The sequence below is a fragment of the Glutamicibacter sp. X7 genome (genome assembly GCF_054889245.1).
Genome location: NZ_CM142678.1, coordinates 451,338 through 475,852, shown reverse-complemented (window position 1 = coordinate 475,852; position 24,515 = coordinate 451,338). Strand labels below are relative to the sequence as shown.

33 protein-coding genes are annotated in these 24,515 nt (G+C 61.1%); 13 read left to right on the top strand and 20 right to left on the bottom strand.

What is annotated here, in order from left to right:
* Positions 1-62: 62 nt before the first annotated feature.
* The 12 genes from ACYU0X_RS02395 to ACYU0X_RS02340 form a co-directional block, all read right to left on the bottom strand.
* Entirely contained in the window at positions 63-461 is a 399-nt protein-coding gene (locus ACYU0X_RS02395) for a beta-sandwich lipoprotein (RefSeq protein WP_461902029.1), read from the bottom strand.
* A gap of 17 nt (positions 462-478) precedes the next feature.
* Positions 479-1,084: a single-stranded DNA-binding protein gene (locus ACYU0X_RS02390; RefSeq protein ID WP_461902028.1), complete on the bottom strand. Its 606-nt coding sequence runs from the start codon at positions 1,082-1,084 to the stop codon at positions 479-481.
* Positions 1,066-1,410, bottom strand: a complete 345-nt coding sequence (locus ACYU0X_RS02385; protein WP_461902026.1) for a hypothetical protein — start codon at positions 1,408-1,410, stop codon at positions 1,066-1,068. The genes ACYU0X_RS02390 and ACYU0X_RS02385 overlap by 19 nt, the downstream gene beginning before the upstream one ends.
* Positions 1,407-1,766: a hypothetical protein gene (locus ACYU0X_RS02380; RefSeq protein WP_461902025.1), complete on the bottom strand. Its 360-nt coding sequence runs from the start codon at positions 1,764-1,766 to the stop codon at positions 1,407-1,409. The genes ACYU0X_RS02385 and ACYU0X_RS02380 overlap by 4 nt, the downstream gene beginning before the upstream one ends.
* 3 nt (positions 1,767-1,769) lie before the next feature.
* Positions 1,770-2,246, bottom strand: coding sequence for a hypothetical protein (locus ACYU0X_RS02375; RefSeq protein WP_461902024.1), 477 nt, complete (start codon positions 2,244-2,246; stop codon positions 1,770-1,772).
* A 10-nt stretch (positions 2,247-2,256) separates the two neighbouring features.
* Positions 2,257-3,036 (bottom strand): Rad52/Rad22 family DNA repair protein, encoded by a 780-nt coding sequence (locus tag ACYU0X_RS02370; RefSeq protein ID WP_461902023.1) that lies wholly within the window; start codon positions 3,034-3,036, stop codon positions 2,257-2,259.
* Between the two features lie 239 nt (positions 3,037-3,275).
* Complete coding sequence (locus ACYU0X_RS02365) at positions 3,276-3,572, bottom strand: hypothetical protein (protein WP_461902022.1); 297 nt, start codon at positions 3,570-3,572, stop codon at positions 3,276-3,278.
* Positions 3,565-3,837: a hypothetical protein gene (locus tag ACYU0X_RS02360; RefSeq protein ID WP_461902021.1), complete on the bottom strand. Its 273-nt coding sequence runs from the start codon at positions 3,835-3,837 to the stop codon at positions 3,565-3,567. The genes ACYU0X_RS02365 and ACYU0X_RS02360 overlap by 8 nt, the downstream gene beginning before the upstream one ends.
* The gene (locus tag ACYU0X_RS02355) at positions 3,830-4,195 is read right to left on the bottom strand and encodes a hypothetical protein (protein ID WP_461902020.1); all 366 of its coding nucleotides are present in this window, start codon (positions 4,193-4,195) and stop codon (positions 3,830-3,832) included. Before ACYU0X_RS02355 ends, ACYU0X_RS02360 begins: the two co-directional genes overlap by 8 nt.
* A gap of 190 nt (positions 4,196-4,385) precedes the next feature.
* Complete coding sequence (locus ACYU0X_RS02350) at positions 4,386-4,598, bottom strand: hypothetical protein (RefSeq protein ID WP_461902019.1); 213 nt, start codon at positions 4,596-4,598, stop codon at positions 4,386-4,388.
* A 116-nt stretch (positions 4,599-4,714) separates the two neighbouring features.
* Positions 4,715-4,957, bottom strand: coding sequence for a hypothetical protein (locus tag ACYU0X_RS02345; RefSeq protein ID WP_461902018.1), 243 nt, complete (start codon positions 4,955-4,957; stop codon positions 4,715-4,717).
* Complete coding sequence (locus ACYU0X_RS02340; RefSeq protein WP_461902017.1) at positions 4,954-5,187, bottom strand: helix-turn-helix domain-containing protein; 234 nt, start codon at positions 5,185-5,187, stop codon at positions 4,954-4,956. The genes ACYU0X_RS02345 and ACYU0X_RS02340 overlap by 4 nt, the downstream gene beginning before the upstream one ends.
* Before the next feature lie 110 nt (positions 5,188-5,297).
* On the opposite strand from ACYU0X_RS02340, the gene ACYU0X_RS02335 reads away from it, so the two are divergent.
* Positions 5,298-5,540 carry a helix-turn-helix domain-containing protein gene (locus ACYU0X_RS02335; RefSeq protein ID WP_461902016.1) on the top strand — a complete coding sequence of 81 codons (243 nt, stop codon included), beginning with the start codon at positions 5,298-5,300 and terminating at the stop codon, positions 5,538-5,540.
* Positions 5,541-5,854: 314 nt separating this feature from the next.
* Positions 5,855-6,406 (top strand): DUF308 domain-containing protein, encoded by a 552-nt coding sequence (locus ACYU0X_RS02330; RefSeq protein WP_461902015.1) that lies wholly within the window; start codon positions 5,855-5,857, stop codon positions 6,404-6,406.
* A 493-nt stretch (positions 6,407-6,899) separates the two neighbouring features.
* On the opposite strand, the gene ACYU0X_RS02325 is transcribed toward ACYU0X_RS02330, so the two are convergent.
* Complete coding sequence (locus tag ACYU0X_RS02325; protein ID WP_418908323.1) at positions 6,900-7,283, bottom strand: VOC family protein; 384 nt, start codon at positions 7,281-7,283, stop codon at positions 6,900-6,902.
* Between the two features lie 279 nt (positions 7,284-7,562).
* Positions 7,563-9,248 carry a formate--tetrahydrofolate ligase gene (locus ACYU0X_RS02320; protein ID WP_461902772.1) on the bottom strand — a complete coding sequence of 562 codons (1,686 nt, stop codon included), beginning with the start codon at positions 9,246-9,248 and terminating at the stop codon, positions 7,563-7,565.
* A gap of 450 nt (positions 9,249-9,698) precedes the next feature.
* Between ACYU0X_RS02320 and ACYU0X_RS02315 the strand changes: the two genes are divergently transcribed.
* On the top strand, positions 9,699-9,908 hold the full coding sequence (locus ACYU0X_RS02315) for a DUF1653 domain-containing protein (RefSeq protein ID WP_309408947.1): 210 nt from the start codon (positions 9,699-9,701) through the stop codon (positions 9,906-9,908).
* An 18-nt stretch (positions 9,909-9,926) separates the two neighbouring features.
* Here the strand turns inward: ACYU0X_RS02315 and ACYU0X_RS02310 are convergent, their stop codons facing one another.
* A complete protein-coding gene (locus ACYU0X_RS02310; RefSeq protein ID WP_418908322.1) occupies positions 9,927-10,469 on the bottom strand; it encodes a YaeQ family protein in 543 nt (180 codons plus the stop codon).
* A 222-nt stretch (positions 10,470-10,691) separates the two neighbouring features.
* Between ACYU0X_RS02310 and ACYU0X_RS02305 the strand changes: the two genes are divergently transcribed.
* From ACYU0X_RS02305 to ACYU0X_RS02295, 3 genes are all read left to right on the top strand, one after another.
* Positions 10,692-11,600: a hypothetical protein gene (locus tag ACYU0X_RS02305; RefSeq protein WP_418908321.1), complete on the top strand. Its 909-nt coding sequence runs from the start codon at positions 10,692-10,694 to the stop codon at positions 11,598-11,600.
* A 310-nt stretch (positions 11,601-11,910) separates the two neighbouring features.
* Positions 11,911-12,123, top strand: a complete 213-nt coding sequence (locus tag ACYU0X_RS02300; RefSeq protein ID WP_418908320.1) for a hypothetical protein — start codon at positions 11,911-11,913, stop codon at positions 12,121-12,123.
* A 20-nt stretch (positions 12,124-12,143) separates the two neighbouring features.
* Positions 12,144-13,115, top strand: a complete 972-nt coding sequence (locus tag ACYU0X_RS02295) for a D-2-hydroxyacid dehydrogenase family protein (protein ID WP_418908319.1) — start codon at positions 12,144-12,146, stop codon at positions 13,113-13,115.
* 33 nt (positions 13,116-13,148) lie between these two features.
* On the opposite strand, the gene ACYU0X_RS02290 is transcribed toward ACYU0X_RS02295, so the two are convergent.
* Entirely contained in the window at positions 13,149-14,081 is a 933-nt protein-coding gene (locus ACYU0X_RS02290) for an NAD(P)-dependent oxidoreductase (RefSeq protein ID WP_418908318.1), read from the bottom strand.
* A 90-nt stretch (positions 14,082-14,171) separates the two neighbouring features.
* On the opposite strand from ACYU0X_RS02290, the gene ACYU0X_RS02285 reads away from it, so the two are divergent.
* Positions 14,172-14,546 carry a winged helix-turn-helix transcriptional regulator gene (locus ACYU0X_RS02285; RefSeq protein ID WP_418908317.1) on the top strand — a complete coding sequence of 125 codons (375 nt, stop codon included), beginning with the start codon at positions 14,172-14,174 and terminating at the stop codon, positions 14,544-14,546.
* 22 nt (positions 14,547-14,568) lie between these two features.
* Here ACYU0X_RS02285 and ACYU0X_RS02280 read toward each other — a convergent pair whose 3' ends face one another.
* The 3 genes from ACYU0X_RS02280 to ACYU0X_RS02270 are packed head-to-tail and all read right to left on the bottom strand — an operon-like array spanning position 14,569 to position 15,922.
* On the bottom strand, positions 14,569-15,243 hold the full coding sequence (locus tag ACYU0X_RS02280) for a phosphatase PAP2 family protein (protein ID WP_461902014.1): 675 nt from the start codon (positions 15,241-15,243) through the stop codon (positions 14,569-14,571).
* 54 nt (positions 15,244-15,297) lie between these two features.
* Positions 15,298-15,510: a hypothetical protein gene (locus ACYU0X_RS02275; protein WP_309408958.1), complete on the bottom strand. Its 213-nt coding sequence runs from the start codon at positions 15,508-15,510 to the stop codon at positions 15,298-15,300.
* Entirely contained in the window at positions 15,491-15,922 is a 432-nt protein-coding gene (locus ACYU0X_RS02270; RefSeq protein ID WP_418908315.1) for a hypothetical protein, read from the bottom strand. Before ACYU0X_RS02270 ends, ACYU0X_RS02275 begins: the two co-directional genes overlap by 20 nt.
* A 102-nt stretch (positions 15,923-16,024) precedes the next feature.
* Between ACYU0X_RS02270 and ACYU0X_RS02265 the strand changes: the two genes are divergently transcribed.
* The 5 genes from ACYU0X_RS02265 to ACYU0X_RS02245 all read left to right on the top strand — a co-directional run bounded on the left by ACYU0X_RS02265 (position 16,025) and on the right by ACYU0X_RS02245 (position 22,829).
* Positions 16,025-16,483, top strand: coding sequence for a 23S rRNA (pseudouridine(1915)-N(3))-methyltransferase RlmH (locus tag ACYU0X_RS02265; protein ID WP_418908314.1), 459 nt, complete (start codon positions 16,025-16,027; stop codon positions 16,481-16,483).
* A gap of 67 nt (positions 16,484-16,550) precedes the next feature.
* Entirely contained in the window at positions 16,551-17,012 is a 462-nt protein-coding gene (locus ACYU0X_RS02260) for a hypothetical protein (protein WP_461902013.1), read from the top strand.
* Positions 16,996-17,298: a transcriptional regulator gene (locus tag ACYU0X_RS02255; RefSeq protein WP_418908312.1), complete on the top strand. Its 303-nt coding sequence runs from the start codon at positions 16,996-16,998 to the stop codon at positions 17,296-17,298. The genes ACYU0X_RS02260 and ACYU0X_RS02255 overlap by 17 nt, the downstream gene beginning before the upstream one ends.
* 47 nt (positions 17,299-17,345) lie before the next feature.
* The gene (locus ACYU0X_RS02250; RefSeq protein WP_461902012.1) at positions 17,346-21,995 is read left to right on the top strand and encodes an ATP-dependent helicase; all 4,650 of its coding nucleotides are present in this window, start codon (positions 17,346-17,348) and stop codon (positions 21,993-21,995) included.
* Between the two features lie 27 nt (positions 21,996-22,022).
* Complete coding sequence (locus ACYU0X_RS02245; RefSeq protein ID WP_461902011.1) at positions 22,023-22,829, top strand: DNA-formamidopyrimidine glycosylase family protein; 807 nt, start codon at positions 22,023-22,025, stop codon at positions 22,827-22,829.
* Between the two features lie 3 nt (positions 22,830-22,832).
* Here the strand turns inward: ACYU0X_RS02245 and ACYU0X_RS02240 are convergent, their stop codons facing one another.
* The gene (locus ACYU0X_RS02240; RefSeq protein WP_461902010.1) at positions 22,833-23,351 is read right to left on the bottom strand and encodes a GNAT family N-acetyltransferase; all 519 of its coding nucleotides are present in this window, start codon (positions 23,349-23,351) and stop codon (positions 22,833-22,835) included.
* Positions 23,352-23,455: 104 nt separating this feature from the next.
* On the opposite strand from ACYU0X_RS02240, the gene ACYU0X_RS02235 reads away from it, so the two are divergent.
* A complete protein-coding gene (locus tag ACYU0X_RS02235; RefSeq protein ID WP_461902009.1) occupies positions 23,456-24,466 on the top strand; it encodes a pseudouridine synthase in 1,011 nt (336 codons plus the stop codon).
* Positions 24,467-24,515 lie beyond the last annotated feature (49 nt).

Here is a 24,515-nt window from a genome sequence, read left to right as displayed (position 1 = left end):
CCCCCAAAGAATCTGCTGGCCCCCAGCGGGTATGAAAAAAGCCCCTGTTCGGGGCTAGGTGATTACTGCTTGCCGGTCTGCATTTCGACTTCCGGCAGGATCGTTTCGGGCTTGAAAATCACCCGGTAGTGATACACGCTCACGTCCGTGGCATCGAGCTGCTCCACGAAGTACGACACGTTGTCAGACAGGCCAAGAATGTGCTTCTTGTACTCGTCCTCACCCAGCCGACACGTCACTTCGAGCTGACCCTCGGCGTCCTTGATGGAGCACCGGCCCTCGACGCTGAGCAGATACTTATCGGTGATGCCGTTGAACATCACGATGCGCCGGTTCACTTCGAAATGATCGGCACCTTTGGACAGGTTGTACGAGGCGCGTTCGGCGTTGGTGCATCCGGTGATGGCGATGGCGCCCACCATGATGGCGATCGCGGCGATGATCTTATTTCGGATCTTCATGTGGTGTTCCTGTTCTCTCAGAATGGTGGTTCTTCGTTGGCTCCGTGCCAACCACCTCGCTGGTTGGAGCTGCCCTGCGGCGGTCCCTGCTGGTTCGAAGCCCACGGGTCATTAGCGGGCGGGGTGTTCCATCCGCCGCCCTGTTGGTTTTGCGGTGGCTGGTTTCCCTGCTGGGGCGGGTAGCCACCCTGCTGCGGCGCGTTCTGTTGCGGCGCGTTCGGGTAGCCTCCGCCGCCGTAGCCGCCGCCCCCACCGCCGCGCTGGACTCGAGTCACTTTTGCCGATGCAAAGCGGAGCGAGGGGCCGATCTCCTCGACCTCCAGCTCCATGACGGTGCGGCGCTCGCCTTCCTTGGTGTCGTAAGACCGGGAGCGTAACCGCCCCTGGGCGATGACGCGCATCCCCTTGGCCAGCGTCTCGGCCACGTTCTCGGCCGCCTCGCGCCACACCGACGCACGCAAGAACAGCGCTTCGCCGTCCTTCCATTCATTGGTCTGCCGGTCGAAGGTGCGCGGAGTCGAAGCGATCGTGAAGTTCGCAACCGCGCTACCCGACGGCGTGAACCGTAGTTCGGGATCCGCGGTCAGATTCCCGACCACGGTTATTACTGTTTCTCCCGCCATGGGGAATGTTCCTTTCGGTTGAAATCGTTGTCGATGGTGAACCACAGTGATTCGCTGACGTAGTACACCGGGGTCTCTTCCGGGGTCTGCCAGCGTTCGAGCTTCCACCCGTAACGGCGGGCGATCGCCGCGTGCCGTGGGTCGGATTCGATCAGCCCGTTGAGTCGAGCGCACATGACGATGACGTTCGCTGGCCGGTCGAGGGCGGGGCTTCCGCCCATGCCGCGGTTGGCGCGGTGTTGCGGCACCAGTGTGTCGGTGGAGTTGCAGCCACACACGCACTGCTTATCCCGTGTGAGGTATTTGGTGAACGTTTTGCGGTTCATCGCTCACCAACCCCGGCGGCACCGTACTGGGCGATTACCGACTTGTTCACGGACTGCATCGCCATCAGTTCAGCCTGTAGAGCCTTCGAGAGACGGTCCGCGTACCGGTAGGCGGCGTCCGCTACGTCGCGTGCTTCGCGCTCTTCGGTGGTTGCTTCCTCGGCCGCGTAACGCTTCTCTGTCTGCGGGCCTTCATGTTTGAGGAATGCGACGGCGTAAGCGCGGTCATAAGCGCGGTCAGCGTCGAGGAACGACACGTAGCGTTCATTGCAGACGCGGGCACTCTTGGCGATTCGATTACTGATCTCCAAAATGCGCTGCTCGACGCTGACCGGGCTGTATGGCTCAGTCATCATGGCTCAGTCATCGATCGCCAGTAGCTCTTGCACGGTCAGTGCGCCGGACCGGACAAGCTCCTGAATGCGTTCCAACGCGTCAGGTTCAGGCTTCACCGACGCGTAAGACGTACCGGTTTTCTCTTCGATACCGGGGATCTCTTCCCCGTCATCGGTCACCGGGAACCCGTTCGCCGCCGCCTGATCCAGCAGAGCCTTCACGAACCACTCTTTGGGAACCGGGATCATCTCCACCTTGTCCGGGTGGTGCTCCTGCACCCACTTGCCGAGCGCTGCCTCGTCGGTGACCTTCCAGACGGTGCGCGGCTTCGTGCGGGTCACCGCACCGATCAGCACCGCGTTGCCGCCGTCGCCGAAGGCGACACTGCGCCGATCGCCGGGCAGCAGCTCCGATTCGGCGTCGGCCTTGTTCTGCTTGTTGCCGGCGGTGATCTTCTTGCTGATGATGTCCGACAGTGCGTAGCGCTGTAGTGCGTCCATGGTGTTCTCCTTATCCACCCAGCTCGGCGAGCCGGGCCTTTACCTTGTCTTGCAGTTCTGTAGGGATTCCGACGTTGCGCGCCCACTTGGCCAGCGCTGACAATCCGGACTTGTTGTCTTTGACTTGCTCGAAGCGTTCGTGGAACGCTTGCGCAACCTCCGGCGGTGCCTCACGGATCGGCGCGGCATCCTCCGGCATTGGTACGTCGTAGCCCTCTTCGTGATCGAAGTCCGGCTCTTCGGCTTGGATCTCGGGCGGTTCGACGCTCTCAGGCTCCGATTCGTCACCTTCGGCCAGTACCGGGTTCTTCGTGCCTCGCACCAGAGCGTCGAGCGTTCCCCCGTTGTAAAGCGAAAGCCCGAACTGATCGCCAAGGTTGGTCGCGGCACGCTTGAGCGCCTGAGACTCTGCGGTCTTGATCGCGAAGTCGTGCGCGCCGCCAGTCTTAGCGACAGGGAAACCCAGCGCGTCACCGGCCGCCCATTCGGTGTAGGTGGCCAGCACGGTGCCATCCGGCGCGTTCACGGTCAGACGGACAGCGGCACGGTAGATGACAAACACCGCGTCCTTGTTCTGTCCGTTCTTTCCGTACCACTCCTTCACCAGCTCCATGGCGATCACCTCGGCCGACCAGCGCCCGAACCCGAACACACGGTTCAGGTGGGCGCGGATCTCGTAGGCCTCCATATTTGGGCGCTTGCCGTGCACGACACGGAGCGAGTTCACCGGGGCGAGCAGTTGCTTGTACTGCTCGGCGGTGATGTAGCCGTTAGTCGCAGTTTGGGCCATCGTCATCCTCACTTTCGGGCATAAGAAAAGCCGACCCGTCAGGATCGGCTTGGTGGTCATCGCATCCGCACTTACCAGGGATGCAAGATTGGGTGTAGTCATACAGTGGTCGGCTCATGGGTGGCTCCTGCAGTCCGGGCAATACGATGCAGGCGAGCCAGAGCAGCGAGTACCCGCCAGCGGCGAACCCGGCGCAGATCGCAATAACCCACGCCCACGCTGATACGGTCATTTCTTCGTCATCCACGGCGCACCTGCTTGGCTTGCCAGCGACGCAGGACGCCACCGCGGCGAGACCGTGTGCGAGACAGCTCGAAACCCACGGCCTCGATCACGCCCGATTCCCGGGCAGCCGAGAACGCCGCGCCGAACCAATTCGGTTCCGCGGGCGCCGGAATGCGTTCACGCACCGCGTCCGCCGTAAACGTGTGCCCCTCGGAGGCAAGATCGGCGATCGCAGTCGCGGCCGCCTCCAGCCATTCGGCCTTGGTGTCCAGCACCATCGGCACCGGCATTTGCGGCTGGCGCTTACCCATAGAGATGCACCCGCTTCCGAGCTTCACGCACACCCTCGCGGTAAGCGCTCTCGACCATGGCCAGCGCGACACCCTTAGCCTTCGCTAGTGTCCGATGCCGAGACACCAGCCCGCCGACGCCCGTCCGGGTAGTCGAGACGTAGTAGTACCGCCCCGAGTCGATCACGTAGACCACGATCTCCGGCACATGACGATTCACCCGAGCACGCGCCGACACCTCCAAAAACGAGCCGAGGCGCTTCAATGCGATGTGCGGCTCAGTCATTGGAATGCCCATGGCAGCACGAGCACCGGCGCTCAGCTTCACGGTTCGCCTGCACCTGCTCAGCAGCCAAGCCGCGAATCCGCTCGATTACCTGCGCTAGACGCTCGCTAGTTGCGATGCCGGTCGCGTAAACGGGCATGTTCGACTGATTTGGGATCGTGGCCGCCCCCTCCACATAGTGGGCGTATACCGAAATGTGCCACGGCTCCGGGTACACCTGATCGCCGAGCGTGACCGTGATCGAGAAACGCCAAGCACCATCGGTCATATCCACCAGCGGCCGGGCCAAACGTTCGGCGCGGCGTGCAAGCAAGAACGTAGTCGCCGCGTCCTTGCACTTGATTGGTAGGCTGTTCATGTTGATTTCCTTCCTAGGGAATGAGAAAGCCCCGACCATGGCCCGGTCGGGGCTTGAAAAAATTGGGGTAGCTAGTTGACGTACCGTGCGAGATCATCACCCGACACTGGCCAATCAGCCGGTACCAGGCCGCTCTCCACGGCCTCAGCTCGGTCATCGATCAGATCCCACACGCGGGAATCGAAGAAGTTCACGCTTCCACCGCCTTCTCGGTGTTGCGGATCGCGTCCCTCGCGGTCGGGTCCGAGATGACCCCGAGGATGCGCAACGCCTCGTAGAAGTCGAACTGTTCCTGCATATCTGCGGCGCGCTTGGCGATCTTGTGCGCCAGCTTCTCGGCCTTCGACTTCTTCATGCCGGGCACGGCTGACATTATCTTCTTCTGATAACCAGTGACGGTCATGATTCCTGTTTCCGGGCACAACAAACGAGCCCTGTTTCAGCGTCACGGGCGAACCCATGAACGGAAGGGGTAATACAAAGGGTGGGATGATGCCCGAAAGTGGGCGGAGTGCCTAGTTAGGCGAAGTGGTCAACTGCCCCGGTGCGAGGATCAACCTTGTGGGCCTGCTTATCCACGATGTAGGCCTTCAGATCCTCGATCTGCGCTTCAGTGAATACCAGCTTCCCGCGACTAATGGTGCTGTAAATGCCCGAGTCTTTCGCATGACGGCGGATCTCGTGCTTAGTGACGAATGGCCGGTCTCTCTCGTCACGCCCAAACACCTCGACGGCCTGTTCCGGTGTTAGGTAAACGCTCACCCTGCCAAGCGCTCCACGTCTGCTAGATACGGCTTCGGCAGTAGCTCGGAGGGATGAACGCCAATCGCCGCCGCGATGCGAACCAGCTCGTAGACGCCGAACTCAGTTCCGCCATTCAGCTTCCGCATGAACGTGTTGCGAGCAATCCCCGCCTTTAGAGCAACACGCGTGGGCTTTTCCCCATGAACTTCGATCGCCTTGGAGACCTTTTGTGCTGTTTCGTTGATCATGGGAACGACAGTACACGTCCATTCGGACGCGTGCAAGTCCATTTGGACGCGCAATAAGAAAACCACCAATTCGGACGCGTATACGTCCAAATTGGTGGTATTGTGTCCATATGGACACGGATAACCCCATTACTCAGTCGATCGCAGCTCAATTACGAGCACGCCGAGCAGAGCAAAAGGTCGAAATGAAAGACCTTGCCACGCGCACCGGAATCACCCTGGTTTCCCTTAGCCGCTACCTAAATGGCAAGCGAGACATTCCAGCGTCAACCTTCGCGATCATCTGCTCCAAGCTGGGACTAGACGGCGGAAAGGTGCTCAATAAGGCGATGGAAGAGTTTCTCGGGCAGTAGTCCTGCTACTACGGAAATGGCTACTAAGTCAGTGGCGGTCATGCTTGCTAGAGCGTTCGCCAGCGGTACTGCTGGCATGCGATCTTCCTGCTTCTGGTCGGTGCGGTCGGGCACTACTTCCCCTGTCGTCAATTGATCGAATATGTGTTCGAGTTGAGAGGTTGCTCCAAGCCTAAATCATCTCCGCGACATTTTGGAAGTGGGGTAACGATTTGATCTCAAATCATTGGGTGAGACGTAAAAGTGACTACACACAGCAATCTCCCAGTTAGGCTAACCCTGAATCACAATATTCACCCGCACAGGAGATAATCATGACTCAGCAAGCACCCGTAAAGCAGGGCAACGGACTCGGCGTAGCCGCGCTCGTCCTCGGCATCATCGCCGTCGTGTTCGCGTTCATCCCGCTGGTCGGCATGGTCGCATTCGCGCTCGGTGGCTTAGCGCTGATTCTCGGCATCATCGGCGCAGTAAAGAAGAACCGCCCACGCGGAACCGCAATTGCCGGTGTAATCCTCGGCCTCGCGTCGATCATCATCGCCGGCGTCGTTACTGCTGGCACCATGGCAGCCGTCGATGCCATTGACAAGGAACTCAACAAAGAATCCGTGATCACCTACAAGGCCACCTCGGACGGTGAAGCGGAAGCCACCTTCGGTGAAACCTCGGGCACCTCGAACGAAACTTTCACCGGCGAGTGGACCACTGACACCAAGGTCACCGGGTGGGATGCAGCATCACTGATCGTCCAGAACACTGACTACAGCTCAGACAAGAAGGTCACCTGCGAAATTCTGGTGGACGGCGAAAGCGTCACCAAGCAGTCGGGCACGAACATGGTTACCTGCTCCGGCTCCACGAACTAGCCAAGTACGCACGAAAGCCTGCCCCGCAGCCTTCGCTTTACGGCGACCGGATGCGGGGCTTTTTCGCGCCCAGAATCGAATGCCAATGAGCAAGCAATAACACTCCGTTTGGGCGTGAATAAATCCGCTTGGATTGTTGCCGAGGGCAACAAATCGGTTCTAAGTCATGGATAGGTCGTAACATGGTCGCGGCAGAATCCGCGCAGTCATGCCGAAGTCGTGCCCATCTGACCTCGTAACATTCCGCCCTAGGAGTTTTCAAATCCCACCGTCACCGCCAAAGCAAGACCCCTACCTCCTTGAACTAGCAAGGACGTAGGGGTCTTCCTCTTTTCCAACGCTAACCAACGATGAGGGTTCCGAATCAGAATTCTTCCGAGAGTCCGCTTCGCATCGTTGCCCAACGCCCCTGACTCCACCAAACCGTTGCAGCCACCCATACCAATACTGGTTCGGGCAACCGGCCCATAAGCAACGACTACCTCGAACGGCCTCAGGGGCGTTCGGCGTGCGCAGTCCACAAACCGAAAGATACCCCTGTCGGATCTCGGTAAATGCCGAACCATCGATCGTCACCGCCCAATGCGGTCCGATACCGCTCCACCACCCCACCGAGCGCTAATACGCGATCGAGCGTTGTCTCAAGATCGTCAACAGCTAAATACAGTCGCGCTCCAGCGGCCGGCGGTGATGCCGACGGATCCGCACGCTGAAGTCCGCCTATTCCGCGGTCTCCTGCCTGAATTATCCAATAGTCGGCGCCCAGCTCCGTATCCGCGAAGGCTGGCTCAAATGACCAGCCTGACAGCGAGGCATGAAACTTTTGAAAGAGCTCCGGATCCCTCGTTTCAACTTCCCACCAAACCACTCTGTCCATGGGCCCATGTTATGGCATGGTTCACTAGGCGTTAAGCGGTGCTCGGTAATCGAGCACAGGAAGTAATGAGGGAAGACGCAAGCACAGATTCGACGGGTGATTCCTCCTTGGAAGGCGCCTAGACCCTAACAAATCCCAACTAGGAAGCTAGGTAACCTCCTATGATTTGCAACAGTTCTATCCGCTCCGTTCTTGACTCGCAGGGTACATCGAACACAGTTGGCGGCCAGTCTTCTTCTGGCGCGTAAGGGACCGTGCCGGTTGCCAGTACATCTCGTCTTACGAGAGTCCGACGACGTTTCCATCCTCGTCGACGTCCATATGCATGGCAGCCGGTACTTTGGGAAGCCCCGGCATGGTTGTGAGTGAACCACTGATGGCCACGATAAACCCGGCACCAGTTTTGGGGATCAGTTCTCGAATCTGCAACGTGAAACCTTCGGCCGCACCTAACAGCTTTGGGTCATCGGAGAAGGAGTATTGAGTTTTGGCCATGCAGATTGGCAGATGATCCCAGCCGTTGGCGTGAATCTGCTCGAGCATCCGTCTTGCCTTGGCCGAATACTCGACATTCGCTCCTCCGTAAATCTCACGCACGAGGGTCGAAATCTTTTCTTCAATGGGTTGCTGAAGTTCGTAGATCGGAGCGAAGCTACTTGGCGCCTCGATAGCCCGTAAAACCGCCGCGGCAAGCTCGCCGGCCCCTGCACCTCCTTGCCCCCACACATCGGTGATGGCGCATGCAATACCGTTGGCTTCCGCCCACCCGGTAACCACGTCCAGTTCAGCTTCCGTATCAGTTGCAAATCTGTTGAGACAGATCACCGGTTGGATGCCGAATTTCGTGATGATCGAAGCGTGGCGCATGAGGTTTGGCATGCCGTCCTGCACCGCCGCGACGTCTTCATGCTTCAGGGCTTCCTTGGAGACCCCTCCGTTCATCTTCAGAGCACGGATGGTCGCGACAATCACCACCGTATCGGGGGCGCACCCGGCATATCGTGCCTTAATGTCCATGAATTTCTCTGCGCCCAAGTCTGTGCCGAAACCTGCCTCCGTGACGACAACGTCGGCGAGCGCCCGGGCGGTGTTGGTCGCGATGGCCGAGTTACAGCCATGGGCAATGTTGGCAAAGGGTCCACCGTGGATAAACGCCGGTGTGCCGCCAATGCTTTGGACGAGGTTGGGTTTGATGGCATCTTTAAGCAACATCGTCATGGCGCCTGCCCCACCCAGATCATCGACCGTGACCGGCGCCTTGTCGTAGGTATAGCCAACAGTCATGCGGCCGAGTCGAGCGCGCAGGTCTTCAAGGCCGGTCGCCAGACAGAAAACCGCCATAACCTCGGATGCTGCGGTAATTTCAAAACCGGTTTCTCGCGGGACCCCATTGGAGGGACCGCCCAATCCGATGACCACGTTGCGCAGCGCTCGATCGTTCACGTCGATAACACGCTTGAAGGTGATGGATCGCGGGTCGATGCCGAGCGTATTTCCTTGCTGCAGGTGGTTGTCGATCAGTGCCATCAATAGGTTGTTGGCGCTGGTGATGGCGTGGAAATCCCCGGTGAAATGCAGGTTGATCTCGTCCATGGGCAGGACTTGAGATTGGCCTCCACCGGTGGCGCCACCCTTCATGCCGAACGTGGGGCCCACGGATGGCTCGCGTAGAGCGATTATGGTTCTCGTCCCCGTTGCCGCTAGCGCATCGCCGAGCCCCACGACCGTGGTGGTTTTCCCTTCGCCTGCCGGTGTCGGGGAAATCCCACTTACTAGGACCACTTTGCCGAGGCGGGTGCCGGGATCGGGTAACAATGTGGGGTCGATCTTAGCTTTGTATTTGCCGTAGGGCTCGACCGCGTCTTGCGGGATACCTGCAGACTCGGCAATCTCCGCTATTGGTTTGAGCACCGCCCGCGAGGCGAATGCGAGATCACTCATGTCGGATTCTGGCATCATTGCCATCCCGTCTCCCCTATCTGGTTGACCATTGTCCGGCGACGAGGAAAACCAAGGCTCCTGATTTTCCTTGATTAGCATTCAAGCTACCACTGGGGTCTTAGCGGCTGTAGTAATGCCCCGCCCTGACTCGAATACCAAGCTTCCGGTCTGGACACCGAAAGCACCAAGACCCGTTTCGAGGATGGCTATGGAGTTGCTACACAGAATTAGATCGGGAGGCGCACCCGACTGGCGCGGAGAGATAGCGCGTGGCGCCTATTGCATCTACGCGGCGGCCCTGCCCATTGGGTTGCACGAAACCTAGGCAGGCACGCCCCTGACACCCTTGAGTTCGCCGGAACCACCTATGCCAAACAACCGACATCTAACCTAGCGCAGCCCCGAAATAGGAATCGCGAGACGTAGACTCAACTGCGAACGATTCGATCTTAGAAGCGCAAGGAGCCTACCGCCATGAGCGTTGAACCCGGTATTTACGAGCACTTTAAGGGCCAGCGCTACGAGGTCATAGCCGTTGGCAAACACAGTGAGACCGAGGAGCAGTTGGTCTTCTACCGTACGTTGTATGGGGATTACAGCTTTTGGGCTCGTCCACTGTCAATGTTCGAGGAATACGTCGAACGAGACGAATACCGCGGACCGCGCTTTCGTCGCATCGCCTAGGCGGGCCACCGCCAACGATCAATCGATCTGGTGCTGGTGAATCTCGGTTTCCAACGAGGACCCGTTGATTTCTAGATATAGCTGCCCCTCGGTAACCGAAACCGACATGGAGTTCCGGCGGGACACTTCGGAGACCACTGAATCAATAAACTTCGGTTCAAAGGAACGCATGACAATGTCCGCTGCCCGGTGAATCGTCTTGCCGGACCATGAAGCCAGAAGCTTTTGAGGATCCCGGTGCGTATACACGGCGGTGTACTGGGCGTGCTTACTTCCGAAATGCAGGCGCTGGGCATCCGGTGCACCGACTTCAATCCAGCCTGTCAACCTGCCGGTCGGATCCTTAATCACCACGGCCGGTTCTTCGCTCGACGAGACCCCTCCGGCGGCAAAGGCAATTCCCTCGGCAAATTCCAGGCAATACGCCAAGACGCGGGTAACCATATAAGCGTCGGTCTCCGAAGGATGCTGCGCGACGCGTAGCGACAGTTCCTCATACACGCCTCGATCCACGTCAGCGAGTTGGATGTCAAAGGTGTGCATAGTTGCGCCGATAGCCATACTGCAAACTTTAGCGCCGACCTGTCATCTCCTAAGCATGGGCAGAGACGGTCAAGGAATTGCGTACCACTACGCACGGTCGACGCACCCTCACGAGTGACACGACATCGCACTCGAAGTTAATCAAACTGTAATCTATTTTCTGACTGGCTCGAAGTTTTGCAAGCGAAGTGATGATAGCGTTCTAGGCATTGTTGCTTAGATTCTTTGTGAGGGAAAATCGTGAAGCTTGCGGGTCGAATTCGGAATATTGCCACTGGAATGGCGCTCTGCGCTGCGCTCGCCGGATGCTCCGCCCCCAACCTCGAATCGCCACAATCGGTCTCTGACTCTGCGGACTTGCCAGCAAGCCCGGCAGCGGTGGAGTCGAGCCAAGAATCGTCCCCGGCGGCCACTCCGGCGCCAGATATCTCCCACCCCGAAAATGCCACCACCCAGGAGTGGGCGGATAGCAAGGTGAAGATGTGGACCGACAATTCTGGCATCAAGTCGGTCAAGGGTTTCTTGGGAAGCTTCGCCTTGATCAATTCCTGGAAAGCAACCGGGCCCGGTGAAATTACTCTCTACCTAGATAATTCCTACAAGTACGTGAATCAAGGCGGCAATGCCTGGGATACGTCGTTGGATGAGCTAAACGGCATGGCCCTGGTGATGTTCGAAAGCATTGGCGCTGAATCTCCCGAGCTTGAGACGATCAAATTCCAGACGGAAAACGGAAAGCATCATGGCGCCTTCGAGCGTGCTCGCACCGGGGCCGACCCTTCGGACCTTGATGCCTGGGCCGACGAGAAATATTCTCAGTGGCTCACTAGCATGAATTTCACCTACGAATCGCTCTGCGGCAAGATCACCGAACTGTCTGACTACCGCAAATGCATTCCCGCCGACCCACATGCGTATATCAAATCGGTGACGGCACCGGCCGAAGGCGAATTATTAGTGACGCTCTCCGACGGCAAATGGAGGGGAAACACCTATGACCAAAGCCAGAACGAAGGTGTCCTCTTCGTCTCGAGCAACATGATCATCAGAATCAACCAGCAGTCTCTGGGCGAAGTAGAGAAGCTGACGGTCGCTACGCAGGACGGCAAGGAAAGCAACACCGCTCTCAAAGAGAATTGGAGCTACTAGCAGGAGGCACGGCCTGACCATATGACCACCGTCTGCGAAACCTAGATGCTCAGGGTGAGGAGCTACCGCAATGATCACTTCTCCGGGTTCCACGGGCCGGATTAATCGCAGTGCTTTGGGTCCTCTACCGCTTTATGCCCTGCTAGCTGCTTGTTTGTCAGTGCTGAATCCCACGGCACCTTGGTGGAGCTCTGTTTTCCTGGGGCTTGGTGCCGGCTGCGCCGTAGTTTGCCTATTTCGAAGTGCAAGCAAGAAAGCGCATCCGGCCGGACCAATACCGTATGCAACCGCATTTATTAGCGTCAGCGCCTTGACGTTGCTGTGCTTTATCGCCAGATATGCGGTGCTCATGGCCGGCAGCATCCCGCGCCGCTACATGGAATACGTGCACAGTGGAGACAGTTTCGCAGCACCATCGTGGCTTGCCCAGCAGGCGACCCAATCGGCGTCGCTGACGGTGCTGTTGCTCGCTAACGTGCTGCTGGTTGCCATGAACTACTGGTTACCTCGCCGCAGTTCCTAAGCCATCGATAGGATGAAGCCATGCGAATTGCGATCCTCGACGACTACCAGAATGTTTCCTCCAGCATTGTGGACTGGCATGAACTGGCCCATGAGCTCAACGCCGAGGTCACCGTTTTCACCGACTACCTAGGGGCTGACGACGACGCCGTATGCGCCGCGCTGCAGCCCTTTGAGGTGATCGTCGCGATGCGCGAGCGTACACCGTTCACCCGCGCCCGCATCGAGCGCCTCGACCGGCTAAAACTTCTGGTCAGCACCGGCAGACGCAATTCCTCCATTGACCTCGGGGCGGCAGCACTACGCCGTATCACGGTCTGTAACACCGGCTACGTACCCTCCGATGCCGCCGAGCACACGTGGGCACTGATACTCGCCTCGGTGCGACGACTGGACGTTGAACTCTTCTCTGCGGCTCGTCCCCGCCCTGCAGGCGCACCGTGGCAGTCCACGCTGGGCCTCGGATTGTCCGGGAAAACCCTCGGCATACTAGGACTGGGTACGCTCGGTGCACGGGTTGCAGCGGTTGGTAAAGCCTTCGGGATGCGGGTGATCGCCTACAGTCAAAATCTGACCAAGGAGAGGGCCAACGAGGTCGGCGTGGAGCTGGTCTCCGAAACCGAGCTCTACGCCACCAGCGACATACTGACTATTCATCTCAAGCTCTCCGAGAGGAGCCGCGGCGTCGTTGGAGCCAAACAGCTTTCGTGGATGAAGCCCGACGCGATTCTAGTCAACACCTCTCGAGCTGCCATCGTTGACACCACCGCGCTGCTTGACGCGCTGGATAACGGGTTGTTGCAGGCTGCCGCCGTGGACGTATTCGATAGCGAACCGTTGCCCGCCGCGGACCGGATCGCTTCCACCCGCGGACTCATCTCCACCCCGCACATCGGTTATGTCACCGCGGAGCAGTACGAGATTTTCTACTCCGACGCCGCCGAGGATATTCGTGCCTGGGCTCAGGGCGCCCCCATCCGCGTCATGCAATAAACACCGACCGCGGTGGATGCGGTGGACTCCAATTTAGGCTCCGACTCGCGCCGGGCGGATGCCGTCAATGATCCGGGTCCAGTTATCGCCCCCGTGCCCGTGGGCGATCGCGTGTCGGTAATGTGCCTGTACGGCGCGTGGTAGCGCCGATTCGATGCCGGCGGCCTCGCTAGCGGCCACCAGATGATCGGCGGTCGCACCCATCATGGTCACGGTGCTCAGCTGTCCGGGATGCTCGCCTGCGTCGATCTGCGCGCCGATATCTCCCCCACCGGCAAGCATCGCGGGGATATCGCGCAGGGTAGTCATCAACTCGTCAATCGCCGCGCTGGCACTGATCCCAGTGGTGCCGAGGAGCGCCGTGGCATGCATCAGCGCTGACAAACTCGTCAAAAACAGGTCGAGATGAGCTTGGTACATCAATTGCGCGAGCCCCGCGTCGGCCCCCAGATACCGCGGCTGCCCCAGGGTGGCAAGTGCCGGACGGTGCCTTGTAAAGTGCTCCAAGGCGCCGCTGTAGTACACGTAGGAGGCCTCGGTGCCCACCATCGGGGCGGGCACCATGATGCCGCCGGTAACGAAATGGGCCCCCTGCGCCGCTGCCCACGTCTCGGCCCGACGGGCCTGCTCGGGAGTATCGGAACTGAGGTTCACGATCGTAGAGCCTGCTAATTCGGCTATGGCGTCCTGCAATACGTCATACATCGCTCGGTAGTCGGTCAGGCTAAGGATCACGAGGTCGCTGGCTGCTACCGCTGCTGCGGTGGAATCGGCCAGTGTCGCCCCTTCGGCGACTACGCCTCGCGCTCGATGCGGACTACGGTTCCAGACCGTCACGCGATGACCGGCGGCCAGAAGCGTTCGGACCATGGCCTGACCCATGGGCCCTAGGCCGATGACGCTCACATCGATCGGGTGCGCGCTGTAGGCATTGACAGGCTTTTGCAGTTCGATTGATTGCTCCATACCTCTATGGTGTGAAAGACGGTAGCATTCCGGAAGTACGCACTAATTTCTGCGGTACTTACCTTTTGGTTAGCCATGGAGGAAATCAGCATGAGCTCGGAACGGGTCGGTCCTTACATCTGCGGTATCGACGCCGCCCTCGATGTGGTCAGCGGCAAATGGAAGGGCTTAGTGCTCTGGGAGCTACAGGCTCATGGAATCAGACGTTTTGCAGAACTTCGGCGCGCGCTACCTGGAGTTAGTGAGAAAATGTTGACCCAACACCTGCGTCAGATGGAAGAAGACGGGCTAATCAACCGCAATGTCTACGCAGAGGTTCCTCCGCGTGTTGAATACTCGCTGACCGAAACCGGCTCTTCGCTCAACGACGCGTTGGGCCCATTAGGTGAATGGGGTCGGGCCCGAATTCAGCGAGAAGAATTGCAAGTGGTCCCCGCTCCGGACGCCGCAACATCACGGTCTTAACCCAACTAGGGGCGACGGCTTGCTAGCGGGTGCGCCTCTGACCTGGCCCGGTCAGACTAGCTGGACGCGGCACGTAATTGAAGTGCAGAATGGCCACCACTGCGGCCCACCCCACACCGATCGTCAGGCCCACCACCACGTCTGAAACCCAGTGGTGGCCCAGGTAGATCCGCGAAAGTCCCATACAGATGACGAAAATCCCGGCTCCAATGCCGATCCATTTCGCGTAGTGACGCCAGCCTAAGACAATCGCCAAATAGGCAGAGATGCCAATCAGTGCCGCAGCGTTGAGGGTGTGTCCGCTGGGGAAGGAAAAGGTCTCTGGCGGAGCAACTCCACCGGGTACGCCGCCGGGGCGGACCACAAGCAATTGGGCCTTAAGCACGATGGTGCAGAGCACCGAGCCCAGCGCGGTCACCACGGTGGTGGCCAGGGGCCACAGGTTTCGTTGCCACCAGCACAGCGCCACGGTGATAAGCACCATGGTCAGGGTCATGCCGGGTGTTGAGCCCCAGTAATGGAACAACGTGGCGAGCCAATGAGCCCACGGCACCTGATGTTCCAGTACCCACTGATAGACCGGTTCGTCGATGGCGTGACTCCAGCCACCGGCCCGCAGGGATACCAGCACCCGCCGGGTGAAGAACACCATCACCACCACGATGCCGAAGACTATCCAGAGTAGCTTTGCAGCCACAGATCGCGAGCCAGATGGGTACTGTCGAGGCAAACGCATGCCTTCAATCCTAATTCAGGCCTTATGCGAGAGATCGATGATCCACTGTGGGGTTTGCCTCCCCATCCTCTGATCCGCCTTAACCCTCAGTCGGGCGGCCATCGCTTGCTGTTCGGTCGTTATCGGGTCGGCTTCGCCCGCATCGATACGTTTTTTCAGGTCGCTGCTGGGTTGGTAGTTCGGCGGTTGGACGTGCTCGCCGGCATCCTCATTCGGTTTGGAACTCATTGCGCTCACCTCCTGCCGTTGTTCCGGCATACAGCGCGCTGGTGACCCCGGCAATGATGTCCGCCTCGGTATCGGTGGCGGTGTCCACCAACGCCATGAGGGCTCTTAAGCCAGCGTCGCGTTCGTGACTGTGGATTGAAATAGCGCGGTTTAGCGCCCATTCGGCGCGTTCCCACCACTCGGCACGCTGGGCGGCTCTGCGTTGTTCCCGCGCTACATGGCGCGAAGCGAAAAACGCGACGATGGCGGCGAGGACGGCGGCCAGTCCACCCACCGCGGGGCTGACCCAGAACTCCCGCCAGAATTCCCGGTCGCTGGCGACGGGAAGAAAGTACCCGCCAGCTAGCACTCCCACGAGCAAGGCAACCGCAAGGAGCAATAGCATGAGCCAACCACGGATCCGTTGAGCCATCGGTCCAACCCCTCCCCTCGCCCATCGACTAAGTACTGTCACCGTGCCAGCGCGGCACCGAGTTAGCAAGGGCTCGGTTCCGGATTCATGGAAAATGGGAGCATGACTATCAAGGTGCTGGCCGTTGGCAAGAAGCATGAATCCTGGGTTGATGAGGGAATCTCACGGTACGAGAAGAGGCTGAAGAAGCCCTTCGATCTGTCGTGGCAGTTACTTCCACACTCATCCCGTGAACACGACGCGGCGCGCGGCGAAGAGTCCGTCCGGATCCTGTCGAAAGTCGCCGACCGCGACTTCGTAATTCTTCTCGACGAGCGCGGCAAGAATATTGATTCCCCCGCCTTGGCCGAGACGCTGCGTACCCCCATCGACTCCTCGCGCAACGTTGTGGTGATCATTGGCGGGGCTTACGGTGTGGATCCTTCGGTCCACGCGCGGGCCAATTTCACTTGGTCCCTGTCAAAACTGGTCTTTCCGCATCAGCTTGTGCGTCTGATCCTCACCGAGCAGCTGTACCGCGCGCAGGATATTCTCGCCGGCGGGAAGTACCATCACGTCTAAGCGCCGACGCCGGTTGACTTTCCAGAGTGGAAAGACAAGACTTTCCATAACGGAAAGTGAGTGATCCATGACCGAACAGTCACCCCTCGACCACGACCAAGCAGCCCGGTTGCTCGCCGAAATCGACAGTTCCTCCGCCCAGATGCTGGAAACCCAAAGATCGCCGCGATGGCTCCTGATACTCGTAGCTGCGATCATCGCGAGCATGCTGTCGTTCAGGCAGTTGCTCGGCCTTCCAGTTTTCCTGCTCTGGCTCGTCGGGCTCGTGCCCACGGTGCTCTGGTACGCCTTGTCTGCAAAACGCCAGGGCAAGTTGCGCACCCTCAAGTTCGCTGATCAGGGCACCGGTCTTTACGTAGTCGTCCCCGTCCTGCTGACCATCGTGACTGATTGGGTGGAACTCAGGGCTTTCTGGCCGATCCTTGCTTGCTGGTTTGCAACCTTCTCCATCGGGTGGGCCTGTCTGGAGCGGGTCACACTCCTCGAACGCAGAGCACGCGTCAAGGACGCCCATGAACGAGCCCACTAGCCCCGCGCAGTTCGACGAGCTAATCCATTCGCCACTGCGGCTACGTGCTTGTGCGGCCTTGGCCACCATGGAATGGGTTGAATTCGCCCGGTTGCGCGAAACTCTACAGGTGGCGGACTCCGTGCTCAGTAAGCACCTCAAGACCTTGGAAACCGCCGGGTATGTGCGGATCGAAAGGTTTACCAAGTTGGGTCGCAGCCGCCTGCGTATCTCGTTGACCGCTGCGGGACGAGTGGCCTACACCGGCCATGTTGCCGCGTTGCGTAGCATCACCGGCGACGCGTAACTCCGGTTGCCGTCTATCGGTCGGGTGTGGACCGTAGGATCGGAGATATGAGCAGCGAGGTTCTCGAGCGATTTAGCGAAGCCACCCGGAAGTGGTTCACCGAGGTTTTCGCCGCGCCCACCGAGGCTCAGATCGGCGCCTGGGATTCCATTTCCCAGGGGCAGCACACGCTCGTCATCGCACCGACGGGGTCCGGCAAAACCCTCGCCGCCTTCCTGTGGGCGCTGGATTCCTTGCACCGCCATGAGTCACCCACCCCGGCCCTACCCGGGTTCGAGAGCGCCCCGGAAGGCAACGGCACCAAGGTGCTCTACATTTCTCCGCTGAAAGCTCTGGGCGTGGATGTTGAACGCAACCTGCGCTCCCCCTTGGCTGGCATCGCGGCCACCGCCCACGAGCTTGGCCTCGTGCCCCCGACTGTTTCGGTGGGCGTACGCTCCGGGGACACCCCGGCCGCGGAACGTCGGCGGTTAGCAAAGACCCCGCCGGACATTCTGATCACCACGCCCGAGTCGCTGTATCTGATGCTGACCAGTCAGGCCCGTAGCGCGCTGCGCGAAGTCCATACGGTGATCGTCGACGAGGTGCATGCGGTTGCCAACACCAAACGCGGCACGCATCTTGCGCTCTCTCTGGAACGGCTTGACGCCCTGCTGACAACTCCGGCCCAACGCATCGGTCTCTCCGCGACGGTTGAACCGCCAGAAGAGGTCGCGCGTTTCCTCGCCGGCGGCGCACCGGCCAACATCGTCCGCCCGCGCTCCACCAAGAGCTGGGAACTGTCGGTGCATGTGCCCGTTGAGGACATGACCGATCTGCCCTCCGCCGCGGCGGCACATGACTTGGGGCCCGGCTCCTCCCCCACCGCCAGTGCCAGCATTTGGCCGCATGTGGAAAATCAGCTCGTGGATTTGGTGCTGGCCAACCACTCGACGATTATCTTCGCGAATTCGCGCCGGCTAGCCGAACGGCTGACCGGGCGCCTGAACGAAATCTATGCCGAACGCGAGGGCTTCGCCGCCCCCGAGTCCGGCGCGAACACACCCGCGGCCATCATGGCGCAGGCCGGTTCCACGGCCGGGTTGGTCCGCGAAGCACCCGTGCTCGCACGCGCCCATCATGGCTCGGTCTCCAAGGACACCCGCGCGCAAATCGAAGAGGATCTTAAACTCGGCCGACTGCGCGCCGTGGTGGCGACCAGCTCCTTGGAACTCGGCATCGACATGGGACTGGTCGACCTCGTCATTCAGGTCGAATCGCCCACCTCGGTCTCCTCGGGCCTGCAGCGCGTGGGTCGTGCCGGGCACCAGGTCGGCTCGGTCTCCAAGGGTGTGTTCTACCCCAAACATCGCGCGGACTTGCTCTCCACCGCGCTGGTGGTCACTCGCATGCGTGCCGGAGCCATCGAGAAGATGAGCATCCCGGCCAACCCGCTGGACGTACTCGCCCAGCAAACTCTGGCCGCGGTGGCCATGGACGATCTCGAGGTGGAGGCCTGGTTCGATTTGGTGCGCCGCGCCGCGCCCTACCAACAGTTGCCGCGTAGCGCCTACCTGGCCACGCTGGACATGCTCTCGGGCAAGTACCCCTCCGACGAATTCGCTACCCTCAAACCACGGTTGCTCTGGGACCGCGATAGCGGCATGCTCTCTGCCCGGCCCGGGGCCCAACGGCTGGCGGTGATCTCCGGGGGCACCATTCCGGACCGCGGGCTCTTCGGCGTCTTCCTCGCCGGTGCCGAAGATGACAAGGCGCCCAAGCGCGTGGGCGAGCTGGACGAGGAGATGGTCTACGAATCCCGAGTGGGTGACGTTTTTGCCCTCGGTGCCACCAGCTGGCGGATCGAAGACATCACCCACGACCGGGTGCTGGTCTCTCCGGCCTTCGGGCAACCGGGCAAGCTACCCTTCTGGCATGGGGACGGGCTGGGGCGCCCCGTGGAACTCGGCGCGCACCTTGGCCAGTTCACCACCAGCCTGCTGGCGGCCGAACCCGCCGCCGCGCTAGCTCGCCTGCGCTCCGAGGGGCTCGACGATTTCGCGGCCAGGAACCTGCTCGGCTACCTCGACGACCAGCGCAAGGCCACCGGCCAGGTCCCGAACCACACGCGCTTCGTGGTCGAGCGCTTCCCCGATGAATTGGGCGACTGGCGGGTCATTTTGCACTCCCCCTTCGGCCTGGCCGTGCACGCCCCCTGGGCCTTGGCCATTGGGGCGAGGGTTCGCGAACGTTGGGGTCTCGACGCTTCGGCCATGGCCGCCGACGACGGAATCGTGTTACGCATTCCGGCGATGGAGGACGAACCACCGGGCGCGGAGCTATTCATTTTCGAGCCCGACGAGATCGTGGAGCTGGTGACCACGCAGGTGGCAAATTCCGCGCTTTTCGCGGCGCGCTTCCGCGAATGCGCCGCGCGCGCCCTCTTGTTGCCACGCATCAACCCGACCAAGCGCACCCCGTTGTGGCAGCAACGCCAACGCGCCAGCCAACTACTGGATGTGGCACGCAACTACCCGGATTTTCCGATCATTTTGGAAACCGTGCGCGAATGCCTCAACGACGTTTACGACCTGCCGGCTCTGGTCGACTTGCTCGGAGCCATCGCCGCCCGCTCGATTCAGGTCGTCGAAGTGCAGACCGAACTGCCCTCACCCTTCGCCCAGTCGCTTCTCTTTGGCTATGTGGCCCAGTTTCTCTACGAGTCCGACGTCCCGCTGGCCGAACGGCGCGCCGCGGCACTGAGCCTGGACCCGGTGCTGCTGGGCGAGCTACTGGGGCGCAACGATGTGCGCGAAGTGCTCGATGCCGCGGTGATCGAACAGCTCGGTGCACAGCTTCAACACACCGACCCGGCCCGCCGCCTCAGCGGGGTGGAAGGCGCGGCAGACCTCTTGCGGCTCCTTGGCCCGCTGTCCGCCGCGCAATTGGCCCGGCGACTCAACGATCCCGGTCTCGACGGGACGGCGTTGGATGAAGCGACGGCGCGCTCCCACGCGGAAACGCTGGTGGCCACCCGCCGGGCGTTCACGCTACGGGTCGCGGGCACCATCGCCTACGCCGCGGTCGAGGACGCCGGCAAGCTCCGCGACGCCCTAGGCACCCCACTGCCCACGGGTATCCCGGCCACCTTCCTCGAACCGGTCGCCGCACCCATCACCGATCTCGTGTCGCGCTATGCGCGCACGCACCCGCCCTTCACCGTCACCGAATTGGCGACCGCTCTGGGGCTGGGTGTGGCGGCCCTACGCCCGACCCTGGAATCCATGGTGTCCGCCGGGCGTCTGGCGCTCGGAGCCTTCCGGCCACTGGAGCTCGTCCCCGTGGGGATCACCGGCGACGAATACTGCGACGTCTCGGTCCTTCGAACCATCCGCACTCGCTCGCTGGCGGCGCTGCGCGCCGAGGTGGAGCCGGTCGACCAGCCAACCTTCGCGCGCTTTCTGCCCGCGTGGCAGCAGGTCGGCACGGCACGCTCCAGCGCCGACGGACTCTACGAGGTCATCACTCAGCTAGCCGGCGCCCAGGTGCCGGCCTCGGCATTGGAATCCTTAGTGCTGCCGGCCCGCCTCACGGACTACGCACCGGGCTGGCTCGATGAGCTGACCAGTTCCGGCGACGTACTGATCTGTGGGGCCGGCGCCGCCGGTGGGAAGGATGGATGGCTTTCGCTCCATGCCGCCGAACACGCCGAACTCACGCTGCGTGCCGGGGACCGCTCCGCTCTTTCGGCACTGGCGGTGCGGCTGCTGGATTCTTTCGAATCTACCGGCGCCTACTTCATCGAGGAGCTAGCCGCCGGACTGGAGCCAAGCGATGAGGCCGTGCAACTGAGCGAGGTCACCGAGGCCTGCTGGGAACTGTTCTGGGCGGGATTCATTTCGCCGGATACCCTGGTCCCGGTGCGCGGTTATCTGGCTGGCGGCAGCACGGCGCATAAGATCGCCAAACCCACACCTCGGGCCCGCGCCGCGCGACTGAACCGACTCTCCGGTCTCACCCGCATGGCACGAACTCAGGGCACCGGCCGCACGGTGCGCGGAGGAGCCCGCTGGGCCCTGCTCCCACAACCGGTGGATGACCCGACCATTGCCGCACACGCTGCGGCCGAAGTACTCCTTGAACGCTACGGGGTACTCACGCGTGGGTCGGTGGCCGCCGAGGCCGTGCCCGGTGGCTTCGGGACCCTGTACCGGGTGCTGGCCAAACTCGAGGAAGCCGGTCATGCTCGGCGCGGATACTTCGTGGAGAAGCTGGGTGCCGCCCAGTTCTCCAGCTCCGCCACCATCGACCGCTTGCGCAATCATCAACTACCCGAAGACCCGCAGCGCACCGCCCAAGCGCTCGTGTTGGCCGCAACCGATCCGGCGAACCCCTACGGTGCCGCGCTGCCGTGGCCGGCGTCTAATACCGGCCACCGCCCCGGGCGGAAAGCCGGAGCCCTGGTGGGGATGCTCGATGGCAGGCTCTATCTGTATCTGGAACGCGGCGGTCGAACCGTGCTGACCTTTGCTGAACCGGGCGCGGCCGAGGTTGCGGCGGTGGCCAAGGAGCTGGTGCGTGTATTGCGTGGGGCCAAGGTGGATAAGATCGCCGTGGCTACGGTCAACGGGCAGCCGGTAGCCGAGCACCCGCTGGGTGCCGCCCTACTCGAGGCCGGTTTCTACAGCACCGTGCAGGGAATTCGCTTCCGCGGCTAGTGTGCGGGTCGAGAGTGGGGAGGACACATGCCAGAAGGCGATTCGGTGTATCGGGCGACCGCGCGCTTACACGAGGCACTGGCCGGGGACCGCTTACGCGCCACGAGCTTCCGCGTGCCGCAACTGGCCACCACAGATCTGGCCGGATACACGGTGCACGAAGTGGTTCCGCGCGGTAAACACCTGCTGATCAGGATGCTCCCGGACGGTGATGGGCCCGGGCTTAGCCTGCATTCGCATCTGCTCATGGAGGGGCGCTGGGACCTGTATCGGCCCAGGGAGCGCTGGCATAAACCGGCCCATACCGCCCGCGTGGTGCTAGAGACGCAGCGCACCCAGGCCGTCGGCTTCGATATCGTTCAAGTGCGCCTGCTACCGACCGCCGACGAATCCGAGGTCGTCGGCCATCTGGGGCCCGACCTGCTTGACCCGGCCTTCGACGCACGGCGGGCGCTGGAGAGTCTGCTCGGTACCGGTCAGCGGCCGATCGGCACGGCCCTGCTGGATCAACGGCTACTTGCCGGCATCGGCAATATCTACCGTTGCGAAACCCTCTTTCTGGCTCGGACCCACCCGCTATGCCCGGTGGATCGCGTCGGCGACCTGCCGGGCATGGTGGAGACTGCTCGCAAACTGCTTCAGGTCAACAAGGACCGCGGACGCCGGGTGACCACCGGTCTGGCACGTACCCGTGAACCGTACTGGGTTTATGGCCGCGCGGGGCGCCCGTGCCTGCGCTGCGGCACCCGTATCGAGGCGCTGACCGTGGGCGATGAACAGAGCGCGCAGGAACGGACCTGCTACTTGTGCCCGCGGTGCCAGCCGTTGCCGTAGCGGCTACTGAGACAAGATGTGGAACATCAGGTGGTCGCGCCACGTCCCGTTAATCTTCAAATATTGCGGGGTGACACCATAAAGCGTGAACCCGGCGCGTTTGAGCACCGCCTGTGAGGCCAGATTTTCCGGAAGTGTTTTGGCCTGCACCCGATGCAGCCCGAGCACGTCGAAAGCGAATCTCACGGCCTGATGAACAGCCTGCGAGGCATAGCCCCGACGCAACCGGTCGGCGCGCACCCAATAACTGATCGCACAGGACTGCAACGCCCCACGAATCACCGAATTGAGGTTCAGCCTGCCCAGCAGCTCACCATTCTCACCCACAATCACGAAGGGGTACTGTGCACCTAGCTCGTGGGCCCGTAACGACTGGCGGATCAGTTCGCGCTGCCCCCGCTCGCTGAAGAAGGCCGACTCGCGTAGCGGCTCCCACGGTTGCAAATGCTCCTTATTCGCTTGCAGCAGTTCACACAGCGCCTCGGCATCCGATTCGGCAATAATTCGCAGGCTCAGACTCATCCAACGCCTTTCTCCGGGTAGCTCAACCGTTCTCTCTCGGCCCCAGCCTACGTGCCAGCGCCGCCGGATTTAAACGCCGTTGCGGATGCTGGGAGAATGAAACCATGGCAATGGCTTCCCCTCTCCCGGTGCGCAATGGCGTTAATGCCACCCGACTGCGGCTTCCCAGCAGCGGCCCGTGGCACACCGTGGCCGATTACCTACTCGAGCGTTTCGGTCACGTGGACCCCGAGGGGATTCTGCGCCGTTTCGCCGACGGGGAGATCGTCGGCCTTGGCGGCAGCCCACTGACCGTGGATACGCCGCTGGGCGCTCACGAGTTTATTTGGTACTACCGCTCGCTTCCGGTCGAGACCCCGATTCCCTTCGAGGCGGCAATCCTGCACCACGACGAGCATCTACTCGCCGTGGATAAGCCTCATTTTTTGCCAACGACTCCCGGGGGCCGCTTCATTCAGGAATCGGCACTCGTCAGATTGCGCAATCAGACAGGGATCGATGATCTGGTTCCGATGCATCGACTCGACCGTGCCACTGCCGGCGTCATCCTCTTCGCGGTCAATCCTGAAACGCGCGGAGCCTATCAAACCCTGTTCGAACGCCGCGAAATCACCAAGCGCTATCAGGCGGTGGTGGCGCTTGAACCGCGCTCAGGGCTGGAAACAGGAGTGCGGTTACCGGAAGAACTGCCCTCCCTCGAGCCGCACGAGCTGGGCGAGGTGCTCCAGCAGATGCCGTTGCGCTACGAAAACCGAATGTCCAAAGTCAAAGGCCAACTGCGCTCGGTGGTCGAACAAGGCACGCCCAATGCCAGCACCTTGATCTCCGTTGCCGCCCGCGGCCGTAGCGCCGGGCACTTCGCCGGGACCGAAGTGGCGCTACTCGATCTGGACCCGCTGACCGGCAAAACCCACCAGCTACGTGTGCACCTTGCCAGCTTGGGACTGGGCATTATCAATGATGCCTTCTACCCGAGGCTGTGGGACTGGGCCGAAGATGACTACCGCCGCCCCCTGCAGCTTCTGGCCCGCAGCATTGCCTTCACCGATCCGCTGAGCGGAGAACGCCGCGAGTTCACCTCACACCGCACGCTCTGCGAGGCTCCCTCGAGCTAAGCGGGACTGTTCAGGGCGCGCTGGCGCGTCTAGGCTGTGGAACAAGTAA